Source organism: Bacteroides sp. AF32-8BH, assembly GCF_003435205.1.
GTDB classification, from domain to species: domain Bacteria; phylum Bacteroidota; class Bacteroidia; order Bacteroidales; family Bacteroidaceae; genus Bacteroides; species Bacteroides ovatus.
The window spans coordinates 156,142-178,726 of record NZ_QVLZ01000003.1 but is presented as its reverse complement, the minus strand read 5'-3'; the positions used below and the strand labels follow the sequence as shown (position 1 = coordinate 178,726).

The 22,585-nt window shown below is 42.3% G+C and carries 21 protein-coding genes and 1 pseudogene; 13 read left to right on the top strand and 9 right to left on the bottom strand.

The window, feature by feature from the left end:
- Positions 1-6 precede the first annotated feature (6 nt).
- Positions 7-630, bottom strand: coding sequence for a trimeric intracellular cation channel family protein (locus tag DWZ47_RS03575; RefSeq protein ID WP_004300342.1), 624 nt, complete (start codon positions 628-630; stop codon positions 7-9).
- A 92-nt stretch (positions 631-722) separates the two neighbouring features.
- Here DWZ47_RS03575 and wecB point away from each other — a divergent pair, with 92 nt between their 5' ends.
- The 4 genes from wecB (at position 723) to DWZ47_RS03550 (ending at position 7,105) form a co-directional block, all read left to right on the top strand.
- Positions 723-1,808: a non-hydrolyzing UDP-N-acetylglucosamine 2-epimerase gene (wecB, locus tag DWZ47_RS03570; RefSeq protein WP_004318618.1), complete on the top strand. Its 1,086-nt coding sequence runs from the start codon at positions 723-725 to the stop codon at positions 1,806-1,808.
- A 388-nt stretch (positions 1,809-2,196) separates the two neighbouring features.
- Positions 2,197-4,773 (top strand): DUF5686 and carboxypeptidase-like regulatory domain-containing protein, encoded by a 2,577-nt coding sequence (locus tag DWZ47_RS03560; RefSeq protein WP_117512325.1) that lies wholly within the window; start codon positions 2,197-2,199, stop codon positions 4,771-4,773.
- A 6-nt stretch (positions 4,774-4,779) separates the two neighbouring features.
- Positions 4,780-6,051, top strand: a complete 1,272-nt coding sequence (locus DWZ47_RS03555) for a replication-associated recombination protein A (protein WP_004306362.1) — start codon at positions 4,780-4,782, stop codon at positions 6,049-6,051.
- Positions 6,052-6,148: 97 nt separating this feature from the next.
- Positions 6,149-7,105 (top strand): D-2-hydroxyacid dehydrogenase, encoded by a 957-nt coding sequence (locus tag DWZ47_RS03550; RefSeq protein ID WP_008999364.1) that lies wholly within the window; start codon positions 6,149-6,151, stop codon positions 7,103-7,105.
- Positions 7,106-7,251: 146 nt separating this feature from the next.
- On the opposite strand, the gene cydB is transcribed toward DWZ47_RS03550, so the two are convergent.
- The 3 genes from cydB to DWZ47_RS03535 are packed head-to-tail and all read right to left on the bottom strand — an operon-like array spanning position 7,252 to position 10,236.
- The gene (gene cydB, locus DWZ47_RS03545) at positions 7,252-8,394 is read right to left on the bottom strand and encodes a cytochrome d ubiquinol oxidase subunit II (RefSeq protein ID WP_004300336.1); all 1,143 of its coding nucleotides are present in this window, start codon (positions 8,392-8,394) and stop codon (positions 7,252-7,254) included.
- Between the two features lie 37 nt (positions 8,395-8,431).
- Positions 8,432-9,979: a cytochrome ubiquinol oxidase subunit I gene (locus DWZ47_RS03540; RefSeq protein ID WP_004311577.1), complete on the bottom strand. Its 1,548-nt coding sequence runs from the start codon at positions 9,977-9,979 to the stop codon at positions 8,432-8,434.
- A 20-nt stretch (positions 9,980-9,999) separates the two neighbouring features.
- Positions 10,000-10,236: a DUF4492 domain-containing protein gene (locus DWZ47_RS03535; protein ID WP_004300334.1), complete on the bottom strand. Its 237-nt coding sequence runs from the start codon at positions 10,234-10,236 to the stop codon at positions 10,000-10,002.
- A 218-nt stretch (positions 10,237-10,454) separates the two neighbouring features.
- On the opposite strand from DWZ47_RS03535, the gene DWZ47_RS03530 reads away from it, so the two are divergent.
- From DWZ47_RS03530 to DWZ47_RS03495, 9 genes and pseudogenes are all read left to right on the top strand, one after another.
- Positions 10,455-11,852: a TolC family protein gene (locus DWZ47_RS03530; RefSeq protein WP_182281610.1), complete on the top strand. Its 1,398-nt coding sequence runs from the start codon at positions 10,455-10,457 to the stop codon at positions 11,850-11,852.
- A 19-nt stretch (positions 11,853-11,871) separates the two neighbouring features.
- Positions 11,872-13,092 carry an efflux RND transporter periplasmic adaptor subunit gene (locus DWZ47_RS03525; RefSeq protein ID WP_004300331.1) on the top strand — a complete coding sequence of 407 codons (1,221 nt, stop codon included), beginning with the start codon at positions 11,872-11,874 and terminating at the stop codon, positions 13,090-13,092.
- A 48-nt stretch (positions 13,093-13,140) separates the two neighbouring features.
- On the top strand, positions 13,141-13,884 hold the full coding sequence (locus DWZ47_RS03520; protein WP_004300330.1) for an ABC transporter ATP-binding protein: 744 nt from the start codon (positions 13,141-13,143) through the stop codon (positions 13,882-13,884).
- Between the two features lie 120 nt (positions 13,885-14,004).
- Positions 14,005-15,225, top strand: a complete 1,221-nt coding sequence (locus DWZ47_RS03515; protein WP_004300329.1) for an ABC transporter permease — start codon at positions 14,005-14,007, stop codon at positions 15,223-15,225.
- Between the two features lie 48 nt (positions 15,226-15,273).
- Positions 15,274-16,335, top strand: a complete 1,062-nt coding sequence (locus DWZ47_RS03510; RefSeq protein ID WP_004306368.1) for a sensor histidine kinase — start codon at positions 15,274-15,276, stop codon at positions 16,333-16,335.
- A gap of 42 nt (positions 16,336-16,377) precedes the next feature.
- Positions 16,378-17,076, top strand: coding sequence for a LytR/AlgR family response regulator transcription factor (locus DWZ47_RS03505; RefSeq protein ID WP_004300327.1), 699 nt, complete (start codon positions 16,378-16,380; stop codon positions 17,074-17,076).
- A 367-nt stretch (positions 17,077-17,443) separates the two neighbouring features.
- A pseudogene (locus tag DWZ47_RS03500) lies at positions 17,444-18,666 on the top strand (tyrosine-type recombinase/integrase).
- Between the two features lie 97 nt (positions 18,667-18,763).
- Entirely contained in the window at positions 18,764-18,934 is a 171-nt protein-coding gene (locus tag DWZ47_RS30590; protein ID WP_022199780.1) for a hypothetical protein, read from the top strand.
- Between the two features lie 41 nt (positions 18,935-18,975).
- Positions 18,976-19,425 (top strand): DUF5053 domain-containing protein, encoded by a 450-nt coding sequence (locus DWZ47_RS03495; RefSeq protein ID WP_044917596.1) that lies wholly within the window; start codon positions 18,976-18,978, stop codon positions 19,423-19,425.
- Between the two features lie 301 nt (positions 19,426-19,726).
- Here the strand turns inward: DWZ47_RS03495 and DWZ47_RS03490 are convergent, their stop codons facing one another.
- The 5 genes from DWZ47_RS03490 to DWZ47_RS03470 form a co-directional block, all read right to left on the bottom strand.
- Positions 19,727-20,440 carry a hypothetical protein gene (locus DWZ47_RS03490; protein WP_004318758.1) on the bottom strand — a complete coding sequence of 238 codons (714 nt, stop codon included), beginning with the start codon at positions 20,438-20,440 and terminating at the stop codon, positions 19,727-19,729.
- Between the two features lie 158 nt (positions 20,441-20,598).
- Positions 20,599-21,069: a DUF6808 domain-containing protein gene (locus DWZ47_RS03485; RefSeq protein WP_004318760.1), complete on the bottom strand. Its 471-nt coding sequence runs from the start codon at positions 21,067-21,069 to the stop codon at positions 20,599-20,601.
- Entirely contained in the window at positions 21,066-21,644 is a 579-nt protein-coding gene (locus tag DWZ47_RS03480) for an N-acetylmuramoyl-L-alanine amidase (RefSeq protein WP_117512324.1), read from the bottom strand. The genes DWZ47_RS03485 and DWZ47_RS03480 overlap by 4 nt, the downstream gene beginning before the upstream one ends.
- Positions 21,628-22,155, bottom strand: a complete 528-nt coding sequence (locus DWZ47_RS03475) for a hypothetical protein (RefSeq protein WP_004311566.1) — start codon at positions 22,153-22,155, stop codon at positions 21,628-21,630. The genes DWZ47_RS03480 and DWZ47_RS03475 overlap by 17 nt, the downstream gene beginning before the upstream one ends.
- Positions 22,152-22,439: a hypothetical protein gene (locus DWZ47_RS03470; RefSeq protein WP_004300312.1), complete on the bottom strand. Its 288-nt coding sequence runs from the start codon at positions 22,437-22,439 to the stop codon at positions 22,152-22,154. Before DWZ47_RS03470 ends, DWZ47_RS03475 begins: the two co-directional genes overlap by 4 nt.
- Positions 22,440-22,585 lie beyond the last annotated feature (146 nt).

Sequence of the window (22,585 nt, the reverse complement as noted above, 5' to 3'; positions counted from 1 at the left end):
CCGTCCTTATTCTTCCGGCTCTTCACTACCTTTTAATATAGGTAGGCAAATGTGATATTTGACAGCTAAGATGCGGGTCAGGAATACCGCCAGTCCGCCAATCAACTGACAGGCGTATGATTCCAGACCTGCAACGTCGCACAGCCAGTATGCAATACCGCCTACAACGCAGGCCATTGCATAAATTTCTTTTCGGAAGATAAGAGGTATTTCATTGATAAATACGTCACGAATCACTCCACCGGCTGCTCCTGTAATGCTACCCATGATAATAGCCACCCAGAAAGGATAACCTAAAGCAATGCTCTTGCCTACACCTACCACGGTAAACAATGCCAAGCCAATGGTATCGAAAATAAAGAAAGTATTATTGAGCCGGATGAGCCAACGTCCGAAACAGATTACCCACAGCAAAGCCAGTCCCGTACAAATCAGATATATAGGGTCGGTCATCCACCCCGGTGTCACGTCGAGCAGGACATCACGAATAGTACCGCCACCGATAGCAGTAGCAAGTCCTACCACATAAGCACCAAACCAGTCGAAACGTTTCGCCGAAGCCAGCCGGATGCCACTTATAGCAAAGGCAAATGTGCCTATAAAATCAAGAATTTGAACGAATGTGGGCATATATTTGTTATTTTGTATGCAAAGTAACGAATAAATTCCGTAAGAAAATGTACTTTTGCTTCACGAATTAAACCGAATAAGATAGAAACAATATGAAAATAACAATTGTTGCGGGGGCACGCCCCAATTTTATGAAGATAGCTCCCATTACACGCGCTATTGAAGCCGCACGGGCGCTGGGTAAAAGTATCTCTTACCGACTGGTATATACAGGAAGGAAAGACGATACAAGTCTGGATGCTTCTCTCTTTTCGGACCTCGACATGAAAGCTCCTGATGTTTATCTGGGAGTGGAAAGTAGTAATCCAACGAGTTTGACAGCCGGAATCATGGTAGCCTTCGAACAGGAGCTGACGGAGAATCCGGCACACGTAGTCCTTGTGGTAGACGACTTGACCGCAACCATGAGTTGTGCCATCGTTGCCAAGAAACAAGGTATCAAGGTAGCACATCTCGTAGCCGGAACCCGTTCTTTCGATATGAAAATGCCAAAAGAAGTCAACCGCATGATTACAGACGGACTATCCGACTATCTGTTCACAGCCGGCATGGTTGCCAACCGTAACCTGAACCAGACGGGAACAGAAAGCGAAAACGTATATTATGTAGGCAACATTCTGATTGATGCCATCCGCTACAACCGGAACCGTTTGCTCAAACCTATATGGTTTTCCGTATTGGGGCTGCAAGAGGGAAATTATCTCTTGCTCACCCTCAACCGTCGCGTATTGCTAAACAACAAAGAGAATCTGCGTCAGTTGCTGAAAACAATCATTGAAAAATCTGCCGGTATGCCTATCGTAGCACCGCTGCACACATACGTACGAAATGCCATCAAAGAATTAGGCATCGAAGCTCCGAACCTCCACATAATGCCTCCGCAGAATTACCTGTTCTTCGGTTATCTGATAAACAAGGCAAAAGGAATCATAACAGATTCAGGAAACGTAGCCGAAGAAGCGACCTTCCTGGGTATTCCTTGTATCACGCTCAACACGTATGCCGAACATCCGGAAACGTGGCGCATGGGAACCAACGAACTTGTCGGAGAAGATCCTGCTCTGCTTGCCAAAACAATGGATACACTGATGCACGGTGAATGGAAACGTGGCGAACTTCCCGAACGTTGGGACGGACGTACCGCAGAGCGTATTGTACAGATACTTACGAGCAAATAACATTTACCCGGCATGTTCCATTCCGTTTCCCGGCATGGGACTGTTAGTTTCACGCCTTGAAACTAATAGTTTCACACCGGGAAACAAAGTGTTTCACACCGAGAAACAAAGTGTTTCACACCGAGAAACCAACAGTTTCATGCCGGGAAACAAAAAGTGTCAAGTGTCGAAACAAAAAGTGCCCTACAACGAGAGCAAAGGTTTCAAATATCGGGACCGGGAGAACAAAGTGCTGAAACAGCCTTATCAAAAGGATTAACAAAGGAATATTCCTTGGATTACCGGGCGATATATGCTTGTAAACAACCAAAAACGATGGGTAAAAAAAGTTATATATTCTGTTATCCTTAGAGTTATTTGTTAACTTTGCAGCCCTACTACAAACGTTATGATACAACGATATAACAAAATACTTATACTGTTCTTACTCGTATTGGTAGCTTCCAATGCTTTTGCGCAGCAAATTAAAGGGGTAGTCACTGATTCGGTTACCCACGAGCCATTGATGTATATCTCTGTCTACTACCAGGAAAAGAGAGATATGGGTACTATCACCAATATTGACGGAGAATACAGTCTTGAAGCCCGCAGAAACGGAGGAACACTGGTGTTCTCCGCTGTAGGTTATATCAGTAAAACGGTTCGAGTCGGTTCCAACAATCAGACAGTGAACGTTAAGTTAGCTCCGGACAATGTGCTCCTGAACGAAGTGATCGTGAAGCCTCAAAAGGAGAAATATTCCCGCAAGAACAATCCGGCAGTGGAGTTCATGAAGAAGGTAATCGAACACAAAAAGGCACAAGTCCTCGAAGTGAACGAGTACTATCAGTACGACAAGTACGAGAAGATGAAAATGTCCATCAACGACCTCACACCGGAAAAGCTCGAAAAAGGTATCTACAAGAAATATTCATTCTTAAGAGATCAGGTGGAAGTGTCGGAAACAACCAATAAGTTGATTCTCCCTATTTCCGTACAGGAAACGTCCTCGCAAACCATCTACCGCAAAAATCCCGAAAACAAGAAAACGATTATCAAAGGAAAGAATTCCAATGGTATAGAAGAATTTTTCTCTACGGGAGATATGCTCGGCACTGTATTGAAAGACGTATTTGCCGACATCAATATCTACGACGACGATATCCGATTGCTCCAGCAGCGTTTCGTCAGTCCGATCGGTAACAATGCCATCTCATTTTATAAATATTATCTGATGGACACATTGATGGTAAACAAGCGCGAATGTGTTCACCTCACGTTTGTTCCGCAAAACTCGCAGGACTTCGGATTCACCGGACATCTGTATGTATTGAACGACTCTACTTATGCCGTTCAGAAATGTACGATGAACCTGCCTAAAAAGACCGGAGTAAACTTCGTCAACCGTATGGACATCGTGCAACAATACGAGCAACTCCCTAACGGAAACTGGGTATTGGCGGATGATAACATGACCGTAGACCTGTCCTGGAATTCCAACAAAACAGCAGGCGGATTGCAGGTGGAACGAACTACGAAATATAGTAATTATAAATTCGATCCTATCGAACAACGACTGTTCCGATTGAAAGGCAGCGTGATAAAAGAAGCGGATATGCTTTCGAAAAGCGATGAGTATTGGGCAAGTGTTCGTCAAGTACCGCTGACGAAGAAAGAAAGTTCGATGGATGTATTCGTTAACCGCCTCGAACAGATACCGGGATTCAAATACATCATCTTCGGAGCGAAAGCGCTGATCGAAAACTTTGTGGAAACAGGAAGCAAAGGCCATCCGAGCAAAGTGGATATCGGTCCTATCAACACCATGATTTCGAGCAACTACATTGATGGTACCCGTTTCCGGTTAAGCGGCATGACAACAGCTCATTTCCATAAACACTGGTTCTTGAACGGATACGGAGCTTACGGTCTAAAAGACGAACGCTGGAAATATAGCGGTACGGTGACTTATTCATTCAATAAACGCGATTATGTTGTCTGGGAATTCCCGAAACATTATCTTTCGGCTTCGTACAGTTATGACGTAATGTCTCCGATGGATAAATTCCTGTTCACAGATAAAGACAATATCTTCCTGTCGGTAAAAACAACGACAGTAGACCAGATGTCGTATATGCGCGATGCCACCATTAATTATGAACTTGAAACGCTGACAGGATTCGGAGTGAAAGCCATGCTGCGCCATCGTAACGACGAGCCTACCGGCAAACTGGAATATCTGCGCAATGATGCCGCGCAAACCCGTGTGCATGATGTCACGACTTCGGAAGCAAGTCTGACACTACGTTATGCTCCGGGCGAATCATTTGTCAACTCCAAACAACGCCGCGTACCTGTATCGCTGGATGCTCCTATCTTTACCCTGACTCATGCTATGGGTTTCAAAGGAGTACTAGGTGGAGATTACAGTTTTAACCGTACGGAAGCAAGTGTATGGAAACGTTTCTGGCTCCCCGCTTCCTGGGGAAAGATTGATTGTAGCTTAAAAGCAGGTGCTGAATGGAACACGGTTCCTTTCCCGTTGTTGATCTTGCCGGAAGCTAACTTGTCCTACATCACCCAGCGCGAAACGTTCAACTTGATTAATAACATGGAATTCCTGAACGACCGTTACGCTTCCATGTCATTATCTTATGATATGAATGGAAAACTATTCAACCGTATTCCTCTCATCAAGAATTTGAAATGGAGGGAAATGTTCCGCGTACGTGCTTTGTGGGGAACATTGACGGATAAGAATAATCCGTTTAAGAGCAACAATCCCGATTTGTTCCGTTTCCCGACACGCGACGGTAAGTTCACCAGTTTCGTGATGGACCCGAAAGTGCCTTATATTGAAGGAAGTGTAGGTATCTACAACATTTTCAAGTTGCTGCATGTTGAATATGTACATCGTTTCACTTATCGTGATAATCCGGGTATCAACAAAAACGGTATTCGTTTCATGGTATTAATGGTATTCTAAAAAATTATGCAACCTTTAGCAGAACGGTTACGGCCAAAAACTTTGGATGAATATATCGGTCAGAAACATTTAGTTGGACCGGGAGCCATCTTGCGGAAGATGATTGACGCAGGACGCATCTCTTCTTTTATTCTCTGGGGACCTCCCGGAGTAGGTAAAACAACTCTTGCACAGATCATTGCCAACAAACTGGAAACGCCTTTCTATACTTTGAGTGCTGTGACTTCCGGTGTGAAGGATGTACGCGAAGTGATAGACCGTGCCAAGAGCAATCGTTTCTTTTCGCAGTCCAGTCCGATTCTGTTTATCGATGAAATCCATCGGTTCAGCAAGTCGCAGCAGGACTCTCTGTTGGGAGCGGTAGAGAACGGAACAGTCACGCTGATTGGCGCAACAACGGAGAATCCGTCGTTTGAGGTCATCCGCCCTCTCCTATCCCGTTGCCAGCTTTATGTACTCAAATCTTTGGAAAAAGAAGATTTGCTGGAACTTCTGCAACGTGCCATCACCACAGATGCCATACTGAAGGAACGAAAAATTGAATTGAAAGAAACAACAGCTATGTTGCGCTTCTCCGGTGGAGATGCCCGCAAGCTGCTTAATATATTGGAACTTGTTGTGCAATCGGAGACGGAGGAAACAGTTGTCATCACCGATGAAATGGTGACCGAACGCTTGCAACAGAATCCACTGGCTTATGACAAGGATGGAGAGATGCATTATGACATTATCTCGGCTTTCATCAAGTCTATCCGCGGCAGCGATCCTGACGGAGCGATCTACTGGCTTGCCCGTATGGTGGAAGGAGGCGAAGATCCGGCTTTCATTGCCCGCCGACTGGTGATCTCGGCTGCCGAGGATATTGGTCTGGCAAACCCGAATGCATTGCTTCTCGCTAATGCGTGCTTTGATACATTGATGAAAATCGGTTGGCCCGAAGGACGGATTCCTTTGGCTGAAACAACGATTTATCTGGCTACCAGTCCAAAAAGTAATTCGGCATACAGTGCGATTAACGATGCACTGGAGCTAGTCCGTTCAACCGGTAATCTGCCTGTGCCCTTGCATCTGCGCAATGCTCCGACCAAACTGATGAAACAGTTGGGATACGGACAGGAATATAAATATGCGCACAGCTATGAAGGTAACTTTGTCAAACAGCAATTTCTTCCGGACGAGCTGAAAGACAAACGGATATGGCAACCGCAAAACAATCCGGCAGAACAGAAACATGCCGAGCGAATGATACAGTTGTGGGGAGACAAATTTAAGAAATAAGCGTTCGTAAAATAAGTCACTCCCTTCTGTAAGAGAAGCCGAAAGCAAAATAAAGCAGTAGGAAACATTATAACATATTAATAATATTGAAATTGAAATGAAGATTGTAGTTTTAGACGGCTATGCCGCCAATCCCGGAGATTTATCTTGGGAAGGTATGAAAGTTCTTGGAGAATGTACAATTTATGATCGTACAGCTCCGGAAGAGGTATTAGAACGTGCAGCCGGTGCAGAAGCAATTCTGACTAACAAGGTAATCATCAATGCAGACCACATGGCTGCACTGCCCGAACTGAAATATATCGGTGTGTTGGCTACCGGATACAATGTGGTAGACACAGCTGCTGCAAAAGAACGGGGAATCGTCGTTACTAATATTCCTTCATACAGCACCGCTTCCGTTGCTCAAATGGTATTTGCGCATATCCTGAACATCACTCAACAAGTGCAACACCACTCTGAAGAAGTGCATAAAGGTCGTTGGGCTAACAACAAGGATTTCTGTTTTTGGGATACTCCGTTGATGGAACTGCGGGAAAAGAAAATCGGTCTGGTAGGACTGGGAAATACCGGATATACCACAGCGCGCGTTGCCATCGGTTTCGGTATGCAAGTGTATGCATTGACTTCCAAATCTCACTTCCAGTTGCCACCGGAAATCAAGAAGATGGATTTAGATCAGTTGTTCAGCGAATGTGATATTATCAGTTTGCACTGCCCGCTTACTCCGGAGACACGCGAAATGGTAAATGCACGCCGTCTGGGTATGATGAAGCCGACAGCTATTTTAATCAACACCGGTCGCGGCCCGCTTATCAACGAACAAGACCTTGCAGACGCTTTGAACAGTGGCAAGATTTATGCAGCCGGAGTAGACGTGCTTTCTACTGAACCACCTTGTGCCGACAATCCATTACTTACTGCAAAGAACTGCTACATCACTCCGCACATTGCCTGGGCAACCATCGAGGCTCGTGAACGTCTGATGAATATTGCAATCAGTAACCTTCAGGCTTACATTGCCGGAAAACCGGAGAATATAGTCAATAAATAAAAAGCGATATATCCGAAAAGATAGAAAAGGCTTATATATAAAAACTCCCCTCATTTAACTTCTCTACCATGACATAGAGAATTAAATAAGGGGAGTTTATTTGTTCCTACAAGAATCTCAATTCGAAATTCTATGTGGACAAAGTATTAATATGAGTGTCCTCCTTCATCCATTTCTTTCTCGGTAATTTTGTGACGATCGATACTACGCCAAGCATAGAAAATATATGCAATTACGAATGGAACAAGAATAGAGACATAGGCCATTGTCTTTAGTGTAAATTCGCTGGAACAGCTATTGGCTAAAGTTAATGAGCTTTGCAGGTCTGTATATGACGGATAATAAGCGGTATTGTTGTACCCTGCTACCAGCAATAAAGATAAAACAGTCAGTACCGTACCGATTCCCGTAAACCAGATTCCTTTATCAAACGTCTTTTTAAGCAATGTCTTTCCAATGCCGAAAAGAACCAGTACCACACCAATCAGGAATAAAGCCAGCACTACCGGCATTTCGATAAAGTTAGTGAGATACTTATATGGCTGCATATAAATTTCCTGTGTATCCGGATTAACGGCAAAGCCATCAGATACCAATGTACGAATGACAAATGCCAAAAAGAATACAAGGAACAAGACTGTATTATTGCGTACTGCACGACGACATTTATCGGTCAGCTCTTTATCATCAATATTATTAATGAAATAGAGAGATCCCAACACACGGGCAAGGAAGAAGACAGCCAATCCAAGAATAACATTCCAAATGTTGGTCAGTGCATCCAATCCGTGCCAGCCATTTCCCCAATGACTGATTACCGGCATAATGGTATCTGTCATATTGGCCTTATTAATATAGAAATCAGAACCGGTAAAGAAAGTAGCCACTGCCCCACCAAGTAACACAGGACCTACCACTCCATTAATCACCAAAAAAGTCCGGTATGTCTTTTTACCTAACAGATTTCCGGCTTTACTCTGAAACTCATAACTGACAGCCTGCAATACAAAACTGAAAAGTATAATCATCCAAAGCCAATATGCACCGCCGAAACTGGTACTGTAAAACAAGGGGAAAGAAGCGAAGAAAGCTCCTCCAAATGTAACCAATGTAGTAAACGTAAACTCCCACTTACGTCCGGTAGAATTCACCATCATCTTACGATGTTCCTCGGTTTTACCCAAGCAGAACAACAAAGAATTACCTCCTTGTACAAACAATAAGAACACGAGTATGGCTCCTAACAAGGAAACGACAAGCCACCAATATTGTTGCAAAAATATATACATATAGCTAAAATATTAAGTAATGAGTAATAGGTAATTATCAATTCTCCGGTCCTTTTTTAATAGCCTTTACCATAATTCCGACACCTGCAATCAGCATCACTGTAAACAGGAGCAGGAAGATAAAGAAAGTCGTTTGTACAGAGCTTACATCCAGTTTGGAGATGGCAGCCATTGTCGGCAGCATATCACGGATAGCCCACGGTTGACGCCCACATTCGGCAACCACCCATCCGGCTTGTCCGGCGATGTATCCCAAAGGAATTGTCAGCAGAGCAATCCAGTGCATCCAACGCATCTGGCTTAAATCTTTCTTATAGATAAAGAAGAGAACGACAATAAAGAACAGGATGAAGTATCCGCCCAAGATTACCATTACACGGAATGCATAAAAGTTCAGAGGAACATTCGGAACCAGTTGGTTCACATCTTTGATATATCCGTAACCGAAATATGGAATATTTTCCTGTAATACTTTATATGCAATTTGAGCATCTTCCTCATGTCCTGCACTCTTTGCTGCACGATAGGCAGCCAATGCACCGATAGCCGTTTTTCCACGTTCTATCTTCTCGGCAGCAGAAAGAGCTGTCGATCCGTCTTTCTGTTGATAACCACCCTCGATGATATTTGTAATACCAGGAACGTAGCCGTCTACATTACGTTCTGCAAGGAAAGAAAGCATGCTGGGGATTTCAAAACGGAAGAGGAAAGGATCTTTCCCATCGTTGTAAGTCTTCTTTTCCGGGTTCAACACTCCTATTCCAACCAGACCTACATTAGTGCCGCCTTCATACAGACCTTCCACGGCAGCCAGTTTCATCGGTTGCGTCTGGGCAATCTGATAACCGGAACCATCACCCGTCCAAACAGAAAGCAACGATGCTACTAATCCAAAAATCGCCCCAATCTTAATGCTGGCAAGCGCAAACTCACGATTACGTTTCTTCAGCAGATACCAGCAACTGATGCCGACTACAAAAATAGCACCCAGCACCCAGCCGGACAATACCGTATGGAAGAATTTATTGACCGCTACAGGTGACGTAGCCACTGCCCAGAAATCTACCATCTCGTTACGAACTGTATCAGGATTGAATTCCATACCTACCGGATGCTGCATCCATGCGTTGGCAACGAGAATCCACCAGGCAGAAATCGTAGCCCCCAAGCCTGTAAGCCAGGTAGAAGCCAAGTGGAAACGTTTACTTACTTTGCCCCATCCAAAGAACATGACGGCGATAAATGTGGCTTCCATAAAGAATGCCAAAATACCTTCAATAGCCAACGGAGCACCGAAGATATCTCCTACAAACCATGAATAATTGCTCCAGTTCGTACCGAACTCAAACTCCAGAATCAAACCGGTTGCCACACCAATGGCAAAGTTTATACCGAAGAGTTTCATCCAAAACTGGGCAGTCTTTTTCCAAAATTCATTGCCTGTTTTATAATACAGCGTCTCCATGATTCCCATCACCACTGCCAGTCCGAGTGTGAGAGGAACAAAAATCCAGTGGTACATGGCTGTCATCGCAAATTGGGCTCTCGACCAATCGATCAGCGAGGTGTCAATACTTTCAATCATAATCCTATGTAGTTTAAGAGTTAAAAATCAGTAGATTTACCGGGGATGGCACGTTCTATCAGTTCGTTTCCCACGTATGTTCCCTTGTCGTCATCCGTAGGATGGTCACGGAGGAAATCAGGGAAAAAGAACATTTTAAGGATGAAGAACATGACGAATAATTTCAGCAGAATGATAACCCACAGGGTACGCCCCAAGGTCATACTACGGAAGCCCTCCAAATAGAAGTTCCAGATCGTAAGCAGTGTATTCTTCATATGTTGACGTTATAATTTGTAATGAGTACAAATATACATTTTTTATAATTAAAACAAACAACTAGTCAAAAAAGTTGTGGGATTTGTTGTGTTTTTCTTCAAAAACCTGCCTATCGACAGAAAAAAAACATTTAACGGCGAAATTACGTCATCCGTCTATCGTTTTTGCGGCATATATAATATGTACGTACCTTCGCTAACAGTAAATCAATAGAAGTATGAATATGATAAATGTAAGAAGATTGACAGTGATGACATTTCTTGGAGCAGGTATGCTGTCCGGCATATCTGCCCAAGTTTCTCCGCTGCAAGTCGATACGCTGAAAGAAACGAAAATTCCGGCTCAATGGGATTTGCAGTCATGCATCGACTACGCAAAAGAGCAGAACATCACGATTCGCAAGAACCGGATCACTGCGGCCAGCACGCAGATTGATGTAAAGACAGCTAAGGCTGCCTTGTTTCCCAGTCTTTCGTTCTCTACCAGCCAGCAGGTGGTGAATCGTCCGTATCAGGAGACGAGTAGTCGGGTAAGCGGCAGCGAAATTATCAGTAGCAATAGTAAAACGAGCTACAATGGTAATTATGGACTGAATGCGTCGTGGACTCTATATAATGGTAATAAAAGACTGAAAACCATCCAGCAGGAAAAGTTGAACAATCAGGTAGCCGAACTGGACGTAGCGACTTCCGAAAATAACATTCAGGAATCTATCGCCCAAGTGTATATCCAGATTCTTTATGCAGCCGAGTCTGTCAAAGTAAACGAAAGTACCCTGCAAGTCTCTATTGCGCAGCGTGACCGCGGACAGGAACTTCTGAACGCCGGAAGTATTGCCAAAAGCGACTTCGCCCAACTGGAAGCACAGGTGAGCACAGACCGATACCAACTTGTCACAGCGCAAGCCACTCTTGAAGATTACAAATTACAACTGAAACAATTGCTCGAACTGGATGGGGAGAATGAAATGAACATCTACCTCCCTGCCCTGTCCGACGAAAATGTACTGGCTCCGTTGCCTACCAAAAAAGATGTGTACATTCGTGCATTGAGTCTTCGCCCGGAGATTGAAGCTAGCAAACTTAATGTAGAGGCTTCCGAACTGGGTATCGGTATTGCCAAATCAAGTTATTTGCCCACAATCAGCCTTAGCGCAGGAATCGGAACCAACCACACCAGCGGCAGCGACTTCACTTTCGGAGAGCAAGTGAAAAACGGATGGAACAATTCGATCGGATTGTCTGTCAGTGTGCCGATCTTCAATAACCGTCAAACTAAAAGTGCCGTACAGAAAGCAAAATTGCAATACGAGACGAGCATGTTATCCTTGCTTGACGAACAAAAAACTCTGTACAAGACCATCGAAGGACTCTGGCTGGATGCTAACAGTGCACAGCAACGTTATGCAGCAGCAAACGAGAAGTTGAAGAGTACACAAATCAGCTATGAGTTGATTAGCGAACAGTTTAATCTGGGAATGAAGAATACCATAGAACTTCTTACTGAAAAGAACAACTTGCTACAAGCACAGCAGGAACAGCTTCAAGCCAAATATATGGCCATACTGAATACGCAGTTGCTGAAGTTCTATCAGGGAGATCAATTAGCATTATAAATAAAAGCATAATAAACGAATGAAAACGAAAAAGATTATCTTAATCGCTGTGGCAGTCGTTGTGGTAGCAGGTGCAGGAATCTGGTTCTTTGCAGGTTCACCGGCCAAGCACAAAGTCACCTACGCCACTGCCAACGTGAGCAAAGGCGATATTTCAAATTCGGTCACTGCTACCGGAACCATCGAACCGGTGACGGAAGTAGAAGTCGGTACGCAGGTTTCCGGTATCATCGACAAGATTTACGTAGATTACAACTCGGTAGTAACCAAAGGACAGTTGATTGCCGAAATGGACCGTGCCACATTGCAAAGTGAATTGGCATCACAACAGGCAACGTACGATGGTGCAAAAGCCGAATATGAATATCAGAAGAAGAATTATGAACGTAGCAAAGGCTTACACGAAAAGTCACTGATTAGTGATACGGATTTCGAACAGGCCCTCTACAACTATCAGAAAGCGAAAAGTAGCTATGATAGCAGTAAGGCATCGCTCGCAAAAGCAGAACGTAACCTGGCTTATGCTACTATCACCTCACCGATTGACGGAGTAGTCATCAGCCGTGATGTGGAAGCAGGACAAACCGTTGCTTCCGGATTCGAAACTCCGACACTGTTCACCATTGCTGCCGACCTGACACAGATGCAGGTAGTAGCCGATGTGGATGAAGCTGATATAGGTGGTGTAGTAGAAGGCCAGCGTGCCAGCTTCACGGTAGATGCTTATCCGAATGATGTATTCGAAGGCGTAGTTACACAAATTCGTCTGGGAGATGCAAGCAGTACGAGCAGTACAAGCACCACCACTACAGTAGTTACTTATGAAGTTGTAATCTCTGCTCCCAACCCTGATTTGAAACTGAAACCTCGTTTGACAGCTAATGTCACGATCTATATTCTTGATAAAAAGGATGTGTTGTCTGTCCCGAACAAAGCGCTGCGATTCACACCTGAAAAACCGTTAATCGGTAATAATGACATCGTAAAAGATTGCGAAGGCGAACATAAACTCTGGACTCGTGAAGGAACCACATTCACCGCTCATCCGGTAGAAGTAGGAATCAGCAACGGTATATCTACAGAAATTATCAGTGGCATTTCCGAAGGAACAAAAGTAGTGACCGAAGCTACCATAGGAGCAATGCCCGGTGAAAATGTGGCTGCTGAAGGAAATCAGGAAAGTGGCGGAGAAAGAAGTCCGTTCATGCCTGGCCCTCCGGGAAGTAAGAAGAAAAAATAATTATTCAATGTGCCAATCCGTTATTGGCACATTAACACATTATTTACGATGAAAAAAGTAATTGAAATACAAAATATCAAACGTAACTTTCAGGTAGGCGACGAAACCGTCCACGCATTGCGGGGCGTTTCGTTCAATATCAATGAAGGAGAGTTTGTTACCATCATGGGGACTTCCGGTTCGGGAAAATCCACGCTGCTTAATATATTAGGCTGCCTGGACACCCCGACCAGTGGAGAATATCTGCTCGACGATATTCCCGTACGTACGATGAGCAAGCCTCAACGTGCAGTACTAAGAAACCGGAAGATTGGCTTCGTGTTCCAAAGCTACAACTTGTTACCTAAAACGACGGCTGTAGAAAATGTGGAACTACCGCTTATGTACAACTCTGCCGTGAGCGCTTCCGAACGCCGTCGCCGCGCCATCGAATCCCTACAGGCTGTAGGATTGGGAGACCGTCTGGAACATAAATCCAACCAGATGTCCGGTGGACAGATGCAACGCGTTGCCATCGCACGCGCATTGGTCAACAATCCGGCAGTGATTCTTGCCGACGAAGCGACCGGAAACCTCGATAGCCGTACCTCTTTCGAGATACTTGTACTGTTTCAAAAGCTTCATGCAGAGGGACGTACGATTATCTTTGTAACACATAATCCCGAACTTTCGCAATATAGCAGCCGGAATATCCGTCTGCGTGACGGTCAGGTTATAGAAGATACAACCAACCCGAAAATTCTGTCTGCCGCCGAAGCGCTGGCCGCATTGCCGAAAAACGACGAGGATTAATAATTATTCAATGTGCCGATATACTAATGTGCCGATTGGCTGTACAATAAACAAGTTGGGAGAGTATACCTTCAGGAAATTGCCCCATTAGTATATGGACAAATTAGCAAATTATTCATTATGAATGGAACTAATTTATTTAAGATAGCTCTCCGGGCATTGGCGAACAATAAGCTGCGTGCTTTTCTCACCATGCTCGGTATCATTATCGGTGTTGCTTCTGTCATCACGATGCTGGCTATCGGACAAGGTTCGAAGAAAAGCATCCAGCAGCAGATTTCCGAAATGGGATCGAACATGATTATGATTCATCCGGGAGCCGATATGCGTGGAGGTGTCCGGCAAGACCCGTCTGCTATGCAGACTTTGAAGCTTGCCGACTACGAAGCCTTGCGTGATGAGACAAGTTTTCTGTCCGCCATCAGTCCCAATGTTTCATCATCGGGGCAACTCATTGCCGGAAACAACAACTACCCAGCTTCCGTGAACGGTGTCGGAACAGAATACCTCGACATCCGCCAGCTGACTGTTGAAAACGGAGAGATGTTCACTGAAGCCGACATACAGAGTTCGGCCAAAGTATGTGTGATTGGAAAGACTATAGTAGACAATCTTTTTCCGGACGGAAGTGATCCGGTAGGTAAGATTATTCGTTTCAGTAAAATACCGCTTCGTGTGGTAGGTGTGCTTAAAGCCAAAGGCTACAACTCCATGGGACAAGACCAGGATGCAGTAGTGCTTGCACCATACACCACAGTGATGAAACGTCTGCTTGCCGTTACGTATTTGCAGGGAGTGTTTGCCTCTGCCCTTACCGAAGATATGACGGATTATGCTACTGACGAAATCAGTACGATCCTCCGTCGCAACCATAAACTGAAAGCTTCGGATGACGATGATTTTACCATCCGTACCCAACAGGAATTGAGTACAATGCTCAACTCAACCACCGATTTGATGACAACCCTGCTGGCTTGTATCGCAGGCATTTCATTGGTAGTAGGTGGTATTGGAATTATGAATATCATGTATGTATCCGTTACGGAACGTACCCGTGAAATCGGTCTGCGTATGTCTGTCGGTGCACGTGGAGTCGATATTCTAAGCCAATTCCTTATCGAGGCCATCATGATTAGTATCACGGGAGGTATCATCGGAGTAATTATCGGTTGCGGGGCCAGCTGGATTGTCAAGAGCGTAGCGCATTGGCCTATCTATATCCAGCCATGGAGTGTATTCCTTTCCTTCGCAGTATGTACCGTTACGGGCGTCTTCTTCGGATGGTATCCAGCTAAGAAAGCTGCAGATTTAGACCCGATAGAAGCCATCAGATACGAATAATTAATTGACAACCGTCGGTTGTCAATTAAAAAAATTATCTTTGTCTTTATGAAACAAACCTTTACATCCGCACGTCGTCCCCTGGAGATACTGATACACATTATCAGCTGGGGGATTATGTTCGGTTTCCCGTTCTTCTTCGTTGAACGTGGAAACGGGAACATTAACTGGATGGCCTATATACGCCATCTTGCTGTACCACTCTCTTTCATGATTGCGTTCTACGTGAATTATTTCATTCTTGTCCCCCGTTATCTGTTTCAGAGTCAGGCCAAAAGATATATCGTCTACAACATTATCTTTTTATGTGTCATCGGCATTTTGTTACATCTCTGGCAAAGCCTGACATTCGATCCGTCATTTGCACCCAAAGCCAAAAGACCGGGTATGCCTCCGGGATGGCTATTCTTCCTTAGAGATATGTTGAGCCTCGTATTTACTATCGGCCTAAGTGCCGCTATCCGTATGAGCGCGCGATGGACGCAAAATGAAGCTGCCCGCAAAGAAGCGGAACGAAACCGTGCGGAAGCGGAACTGAAAAATCTGCGAAACCAACTGAACCCTCACTTTCTGCTGAATACCCTGAATAATATCTATGCACTGATTGCATTTGATTCGGACAAAGCGCAACAAGCAGTTCAGGAGTTGAGCAAACTGCTTCGTTATGTGTTATATGATAACCAACAAACGTACGTTCCTCTCTGTAAAGAGGTTGATTTTATCCGAAATTACATTGAACTGATGCGCATCCGCCTGTCGGCCAATGTACAGATGATTACTAAATTTGATATTCAACCTGACAGTCAGACGCTTATTGCTCCGCTTATCTTTATCTCATTGATAGAGAATGCTTTCAAGCATGGCATCTCCCCTACTGAATCGAGTTTCATCAGTATTCATCTTTCGGAGAATGATAAGGAAGTGATTTGCGAAATCCGCAACAGTAATCATCCAAAGACAGTGGAGGATAAAAGTGGCTCGGGTGTGGGACTGGAGCAAGTCAGCCGCCGGTTGGAGATTCTTTATCCCGGGGCTTATACCTGGTCGAAAGGCATCTCAAAAGATGAAAAAGTATATGAATCGAAATTAAGTATCAAGATAAGAGAGTAGATTTCAAAACATTGAATATAAAAACTTTAGATATAAAATAGTATGATGTTACGTTGTGCAATTGTTGACGATGAGCCGTTAGCTCTTAGCTTGTTAGAGAGTTACGTGAATAAAACCCCGTTCCTGCAACTCGTAGGAAAGTATTCCAGTGCGGTTCAGGCAATGAAAGAATTGCCTGGCGAAGAGGTCGATCTCCTGTTTCTGGACATCCAGATGCCAGAGCTTAATGGTTTGGAGTTTTCGAAGATGGTAGATCCGCACACCCGTATTGTGTTTACTACCGCTTTCGGACAGTATGCCATCGACGGTTATCGTGTCAATGCACTCGATTACCTGCTGAAACCAATCTCCTACGTCGATTTCCTGCAAGCTGCCAACAAAGCCCTTCAATGGTTCGAACTTGTGCAGAAACCGGAAGAGATAGACAGTATTTTTGTGAAAAGTGACTACAAACTGGTGCAAGTGGACTTGAAGAAAATCATGTATATCGAAGGACTGAAAGATTATATTAAAATATATACGGAAGATGCTTCCAAACCTATTCTATCACTGATGAGTATGAAAGCAATGGAGGAACTTTTACCTTCCAGCCGTTTCATACGCGTGCATCGCTCATTCATCGTACAAAAAGATAAGATACGTGTGATCGATCGCGGGCGTATTGTTTTTGACAAGACATATATTCCTATCAGCGATAGTTACAAGCAAGTTTTTCAGACTTTTCTTGACGAAAGGAGCTAATTATTCATGAATTTATCGGTAAAAAAGTGAATTTTGTCGATTATAGTTTGTCAAAACCCGTTTTATATCTACCTTTGCAACGAACAGAAAGGGATTGTGAAATTCCAAGAATAGAATAGTTTAGTTAAGTCTAGTTTAGTTTTTGTGTTGATCGGAAGCCTGCGAGCGAGCATGAGCTTCCGATTTTTATTTTATTGATATACAGCATATTAAAAGCACAATCGAACTATTTTTCCTATCAATTAGTAGTCTATAATAGAGAGCAAAAACGTCACTTTTGACGCTATAAAATGGTCGGATTATGGTCGGAAAATTCCCGGATTAGAATCTGATTATAAGTAAATTACAATAGGATGTAAAAAAAATAATGGTCGAAAACGCCATTTTTACCCTAAAAACACAAATTATGGCTACATTAACATTGGTAATAGTTCCCGCAAAAAGGTTATCAGACGGGACACACAAAATAAGAATTCGAGTCGCACACAACTCTGAAACGAGATTCATCACCACGGATATAGTGGTAAGGGAAAACGAGTTTAAGAACGGTAAAATAGTACACCGTCCAGACAAGGATTTTCTCAATACAAAATTACAACAGCTATACAACCTTTATTTCAAGCGATACATGGAACTGGACTACCCTGATTCGCTCACGTGCACGCAATTAGTCAAAATGATAACTAACCCGTTAAACGGAGAAAAGCATCGTAAGTTCGAGGATATCGTGGATGAATATCTGTCCCAAATAGATGAAGAAGAACGTACCAAGACATACAAACTCTATCGGCTAGCCACAAACAAGTTTATGCAATTCATCGGGAACGGTTCTCTCATGGAACATATTACCCCTATCAGAATGAACCAGTACATATCATGGCTCAAAAAGACAAAGCTGTCAAGCACCACAATCAACATCTACATAACCCTGCTAAAGGTTATCATTAACTATGCTATAAAGATGAGATACGTCACCTACGATATCGACCCTTTCATCACAGCCAGAATTCCATCAGCCCAAAAGAGGGAAACGCAAATCACCGTCGAAGAACTCAAGACAATCAGGGACGCCAATTTAGAGCATTACAATCTCAACGTCACACGGGACATTTTCATGCTTACTTATTATCTTGCCGGCATGAACCTAGTAGACATACTAGCATACGATTTCCGGACGGATGAAATAAACTACATCCGAAAAAAGACCAAAACACCAAAGAGGGGGACTCCCTGATTTCCTTTTCCATTCCCGAAGAAGCAAAGCCCATTATAAAAAAGTATATGAAAAAGAATACAGGGAAAATCATATTCGGGAAATACAAGAACTATACCTCCTGCTATAACCTGCTGGCCAGGAAAATCAGTCAATTAGGCAAGGTGGCAGGAATCAGGCATAAATTCACCCTATATTCAGCCCGCAAATCTTTCGTCCAACATGGATATGACCTGGGAATTCCTCTTAGTACACTGGAATACTGTATCGGGCAATCAATGAAAGAAGATAGACCAATCTTCAACTATGTCACAATAATGAGAAAACACGCTGATAAAGCAATCAGGGAAATACTTGACAACTTGAAAAATGAATAATCACATATAAAATAAATCACTAAGAATTTGCATAATAATCAAATGCTTATTATCTTTGTAGTGTCAAATAAGAGTTCTTAATTTTAATGTTTAACTGATGAAAGATGAAGAAAAAAAAGAATTAGAACAAGAGTATGAGAATTTAAAACTTCTCGCTTCATTTCACGAGGTCTATGGGGTTCCTGAAAATGCCAAAGAACGGGAAGCGCTTATAAATGACATACTCGATCGGATGAACGAAATCCAAGAGAAATTAAAAAAGTTGTAATTAACATCCCTCCCTTCGGGGAGGGACAAACATTAAAAGCTATGATAGATTGGAATGATTGCCTGCCAACAAAAGAAATGCAGGTTGACTTTGAAAGATTCAAAGAACTAAAAACCACAGAAGAAAAAGAAGCTTTCAAAAAGGAAATGCAGGATAAATATAATAAACTACCGGAAGCCCAAAAGGAAGCCTACAAAAAAGCATCTGAAGCTGGGCTAAAAGCAACGGTAAATGCCTGCAATGATTATATAGAAAGAGTGGAAGAAGCCATATTACGTGATAAACTTGGAGAATTGCCCGAAGCAATCTCATTCAGTTATATTGCAAAGAAATATTTTGGTAAAAGTAGAAACTGGCTATATCAGCGTATTAACGGAAATATAGTCAACGGGAAAAAGGCTCGCTTTACTGACAATGAACTCAAAACGTTCCTGAACGCTTTGAACGATGTTAGCGAAATGATTCATCAGACATCATTAAAAATCAGTTAAGCTCTTATTTGACACCATCCCTGCATTGAGCCGATGCAGGGATTTTTATTGTCTAATCGAAAAAAAATTGTATCTTTGCAACATCAAGATAATACGGACATAATTCGGATTATTTTGGTTTGACTTTGGTGAGGGGGTGGTTCCCCTCACTTTTTTTATATCCACGATCGAACTTTTCATTTATATATTAGTACTATCTTATGTAACCCTTCTTGAGAGTTTGTTGATTCGTGTGTTGTTGATAGGAAGGATTACAAAAAAGGCAGCCTAATAAGCTGCCTTTCATTTATCTTCAATCCAATTATTTACTTACATCCCAATCAAAAGAATAAACATAACCATTGATAGGTATATTTATAGTTAGAATCTTTCCCTTTTTTCTTTTAATGTTCATATATCCTATTATACCCTCATTGGGATGTACTGTTGTCTTCTTTAGATATCCTTGCCTTTTTATTTCCCTATCATTATCCATCATTTTACCCAATGTTTGTAGTTGATAAGATGATGCCATATTAGCTTGAAAAGCCGCATTTGCATCATAATGGTTGGTCACTGTTGTATAAGCGGTACCATTTGACGAATACGATGTGGAATAAGATGTAGAATATCCGGCACTTCCTGCACTAAGCCCAGAAGAAAAGCCATATAAGGCCATAGCCCAGTTTTGAGACTTTCTTATCTTTTTCTGAAAAGCTTCATTTGTGTATACCATTAATTGATAATTATCTCCTCTATTAGTCAGCAAATGAGAAGTAACATCGTCCGGCGTAAATATGACCGACGAATCACACTGATTCTTGATGAAAACATCAATCCGATAATATTTTCCATAATCATCCTTCGTTTCATAAGTCGTAAGGCCAACGATAAAACCATTCGCATTTCTATATGCCCAAAGATTCCCATCATTATATTCTGTCATAACCGTAGAATCATTTTCTGATAGAATTAAAGTTTGTGCTTTGGATATTATTGAAATACACGCAAAAAGAAATAAACATATATATTTCATACCTTCAATATAATTTATATAAGTTACATCATAAGATTAGATTAAAATGCAAATACGAAATTATAAATAATATGTGAAATATCCAAAAAGAATTTAGCAGTAAAAAAAATAATGGAGAAGTAATCTACGAATACTAGTGTATTGTATTTCCTTTTTCATTACCACATAATCAAATTACAGCTTATTCCCACCCCAACATACCAACCGCCCGGATAACTATATCCTGTCTGTAAGCCTAATCCCCAACGTTTTTTCTTCTGTAAAGGTGAAAGAGTAATAATTTCCTTGTCTCTGTACACCTCCATAAAATCAAGACTAGGCTTATATCCACTAACTATGGCCCGGTAATTATCAGTTTTATATTCCTTGCTTACAATAGGTACAAGTACCGGAATTGAATCACCTTCTACGGTTCTGTCAGTCGTAGTATCTATCAAGATAGGTAAATATACCGTATCGATACGCTTTGGAGTTCTCTTTGCCGGTTTGGGTATTGTGTCTCTTACTGTGTCCCGGACATGTACAGTATCTCCCTTAATGTACACAGTTGACAGATCGTGCAGATGACAACGCATCCACACGATCACGCCAAACAATAGACAGACTAATATCCACGGAAGAGACTTCATATGCCTAGATATTTACAAATGCCTTTCACATGAAGAGAAACAATAGTCCGTTTCCCCTCCTCTGACAGCAGGAAATCCACATCTTCTTTGTTATCCTGAAACAGATTCTCCGTCAGAACAGCCGGACAGTTCGTATGTTTCAAGATATAAAAACTACTCTCCTTATCTGGATCACCGTCTGCCATATCCTTCCGTATTTTCATTCCAAACAAACATTCTTCAGCAGTAGCATACAGACAGTCAGCCAGCTTATTGGCTTTTGTCTGTCCCACACTGGTCCATGCTTCCCAACCACGTGCTTGCATCCAATTTGAACCATTACCGGCTGCATTGCAATGGATAGAAATAAGAATTGCTTCAGAAGTTTTATATTCATTCACTCGCCTACAACGTTCTGACAAAGGAACATCTATTTCCTCTTTCACGACCAGTTCCGCATCAATACCTAATTTACGCAATTCAAATACTACACGCCCAGCAATTTCACGGGTATAGGAGTATTCCCTTAACCTGCCATCTGGAGAACACTTACCCGGAGTATTACTACCGTGACCGTTATCAATCAATATTTTCATATCTTTCCTCTTTATCTAGTTCGTTTTCGATTCTATCAATAATTCCTTGTACATGTGTAGGCGTAGCCCGCTTAAATTCAAAACGTATTACATGGTAAATTATACGAAACCCTTTGTTTCTAGGATAAGCAATAATCAGATTCTTAAATGCGTTCTGAAGATATACATAAGAAAATACATACGTAATAGTCTTAATAACTAACAATGAGTTCTCACCATCTCCTATCAAGCTCATAAAGGAGAAGACTACTTCAATGATTATAAGATAGAGGAGAAGTTCGACCAAGGCATTTTTAAACTTATCCCACTTAAAGTTTTTACAACGTATAATTGAAACACCATCAGCCCTCATTCCGCACCAAATATTAAATCCAAACATTACAACTAATGCTATAAGAAAACCTTTAGTCGGCGTTAAATAAGCAAGAAGAGAACTGAACATCGAAACGAAAATAATTCGTATCTGGTCTACATTAAATAACTCATATAACCATCTCATAATATTAATCATAAAGTTACTACCAATATTGAAAACACAGTAATCAGCCCAGGAAGCAAAACAGTAGCTAATGCGTCAAGCCAATCAAAGATGAACCCGCACTTTTTCTGAATGTACTCAACCACTATTGCGGCAATGGCGGTTGTCGTTAAAGAAACAATAGCAGATTTACAGAAATCAATGCCTAATAGAAGGAAACAGAAAACAAGCATTACAACAAAGACGAACATCCCGGCTTTGACGTGTGCCGGTCGGTTAGATTGCAAAAGCCAATCATACAATACTTTTATACCCATACTCATAGCGTTTAATTATTAATAAAATATTCTGTATGGAACAAATGTATTGAGTATAATAACGAGTTTTACAAAAATGGAAAATCTTGGAAATCAATTCTATGATAAATATCTATAAAACAAGACATTATAATTTTCACTTTTTC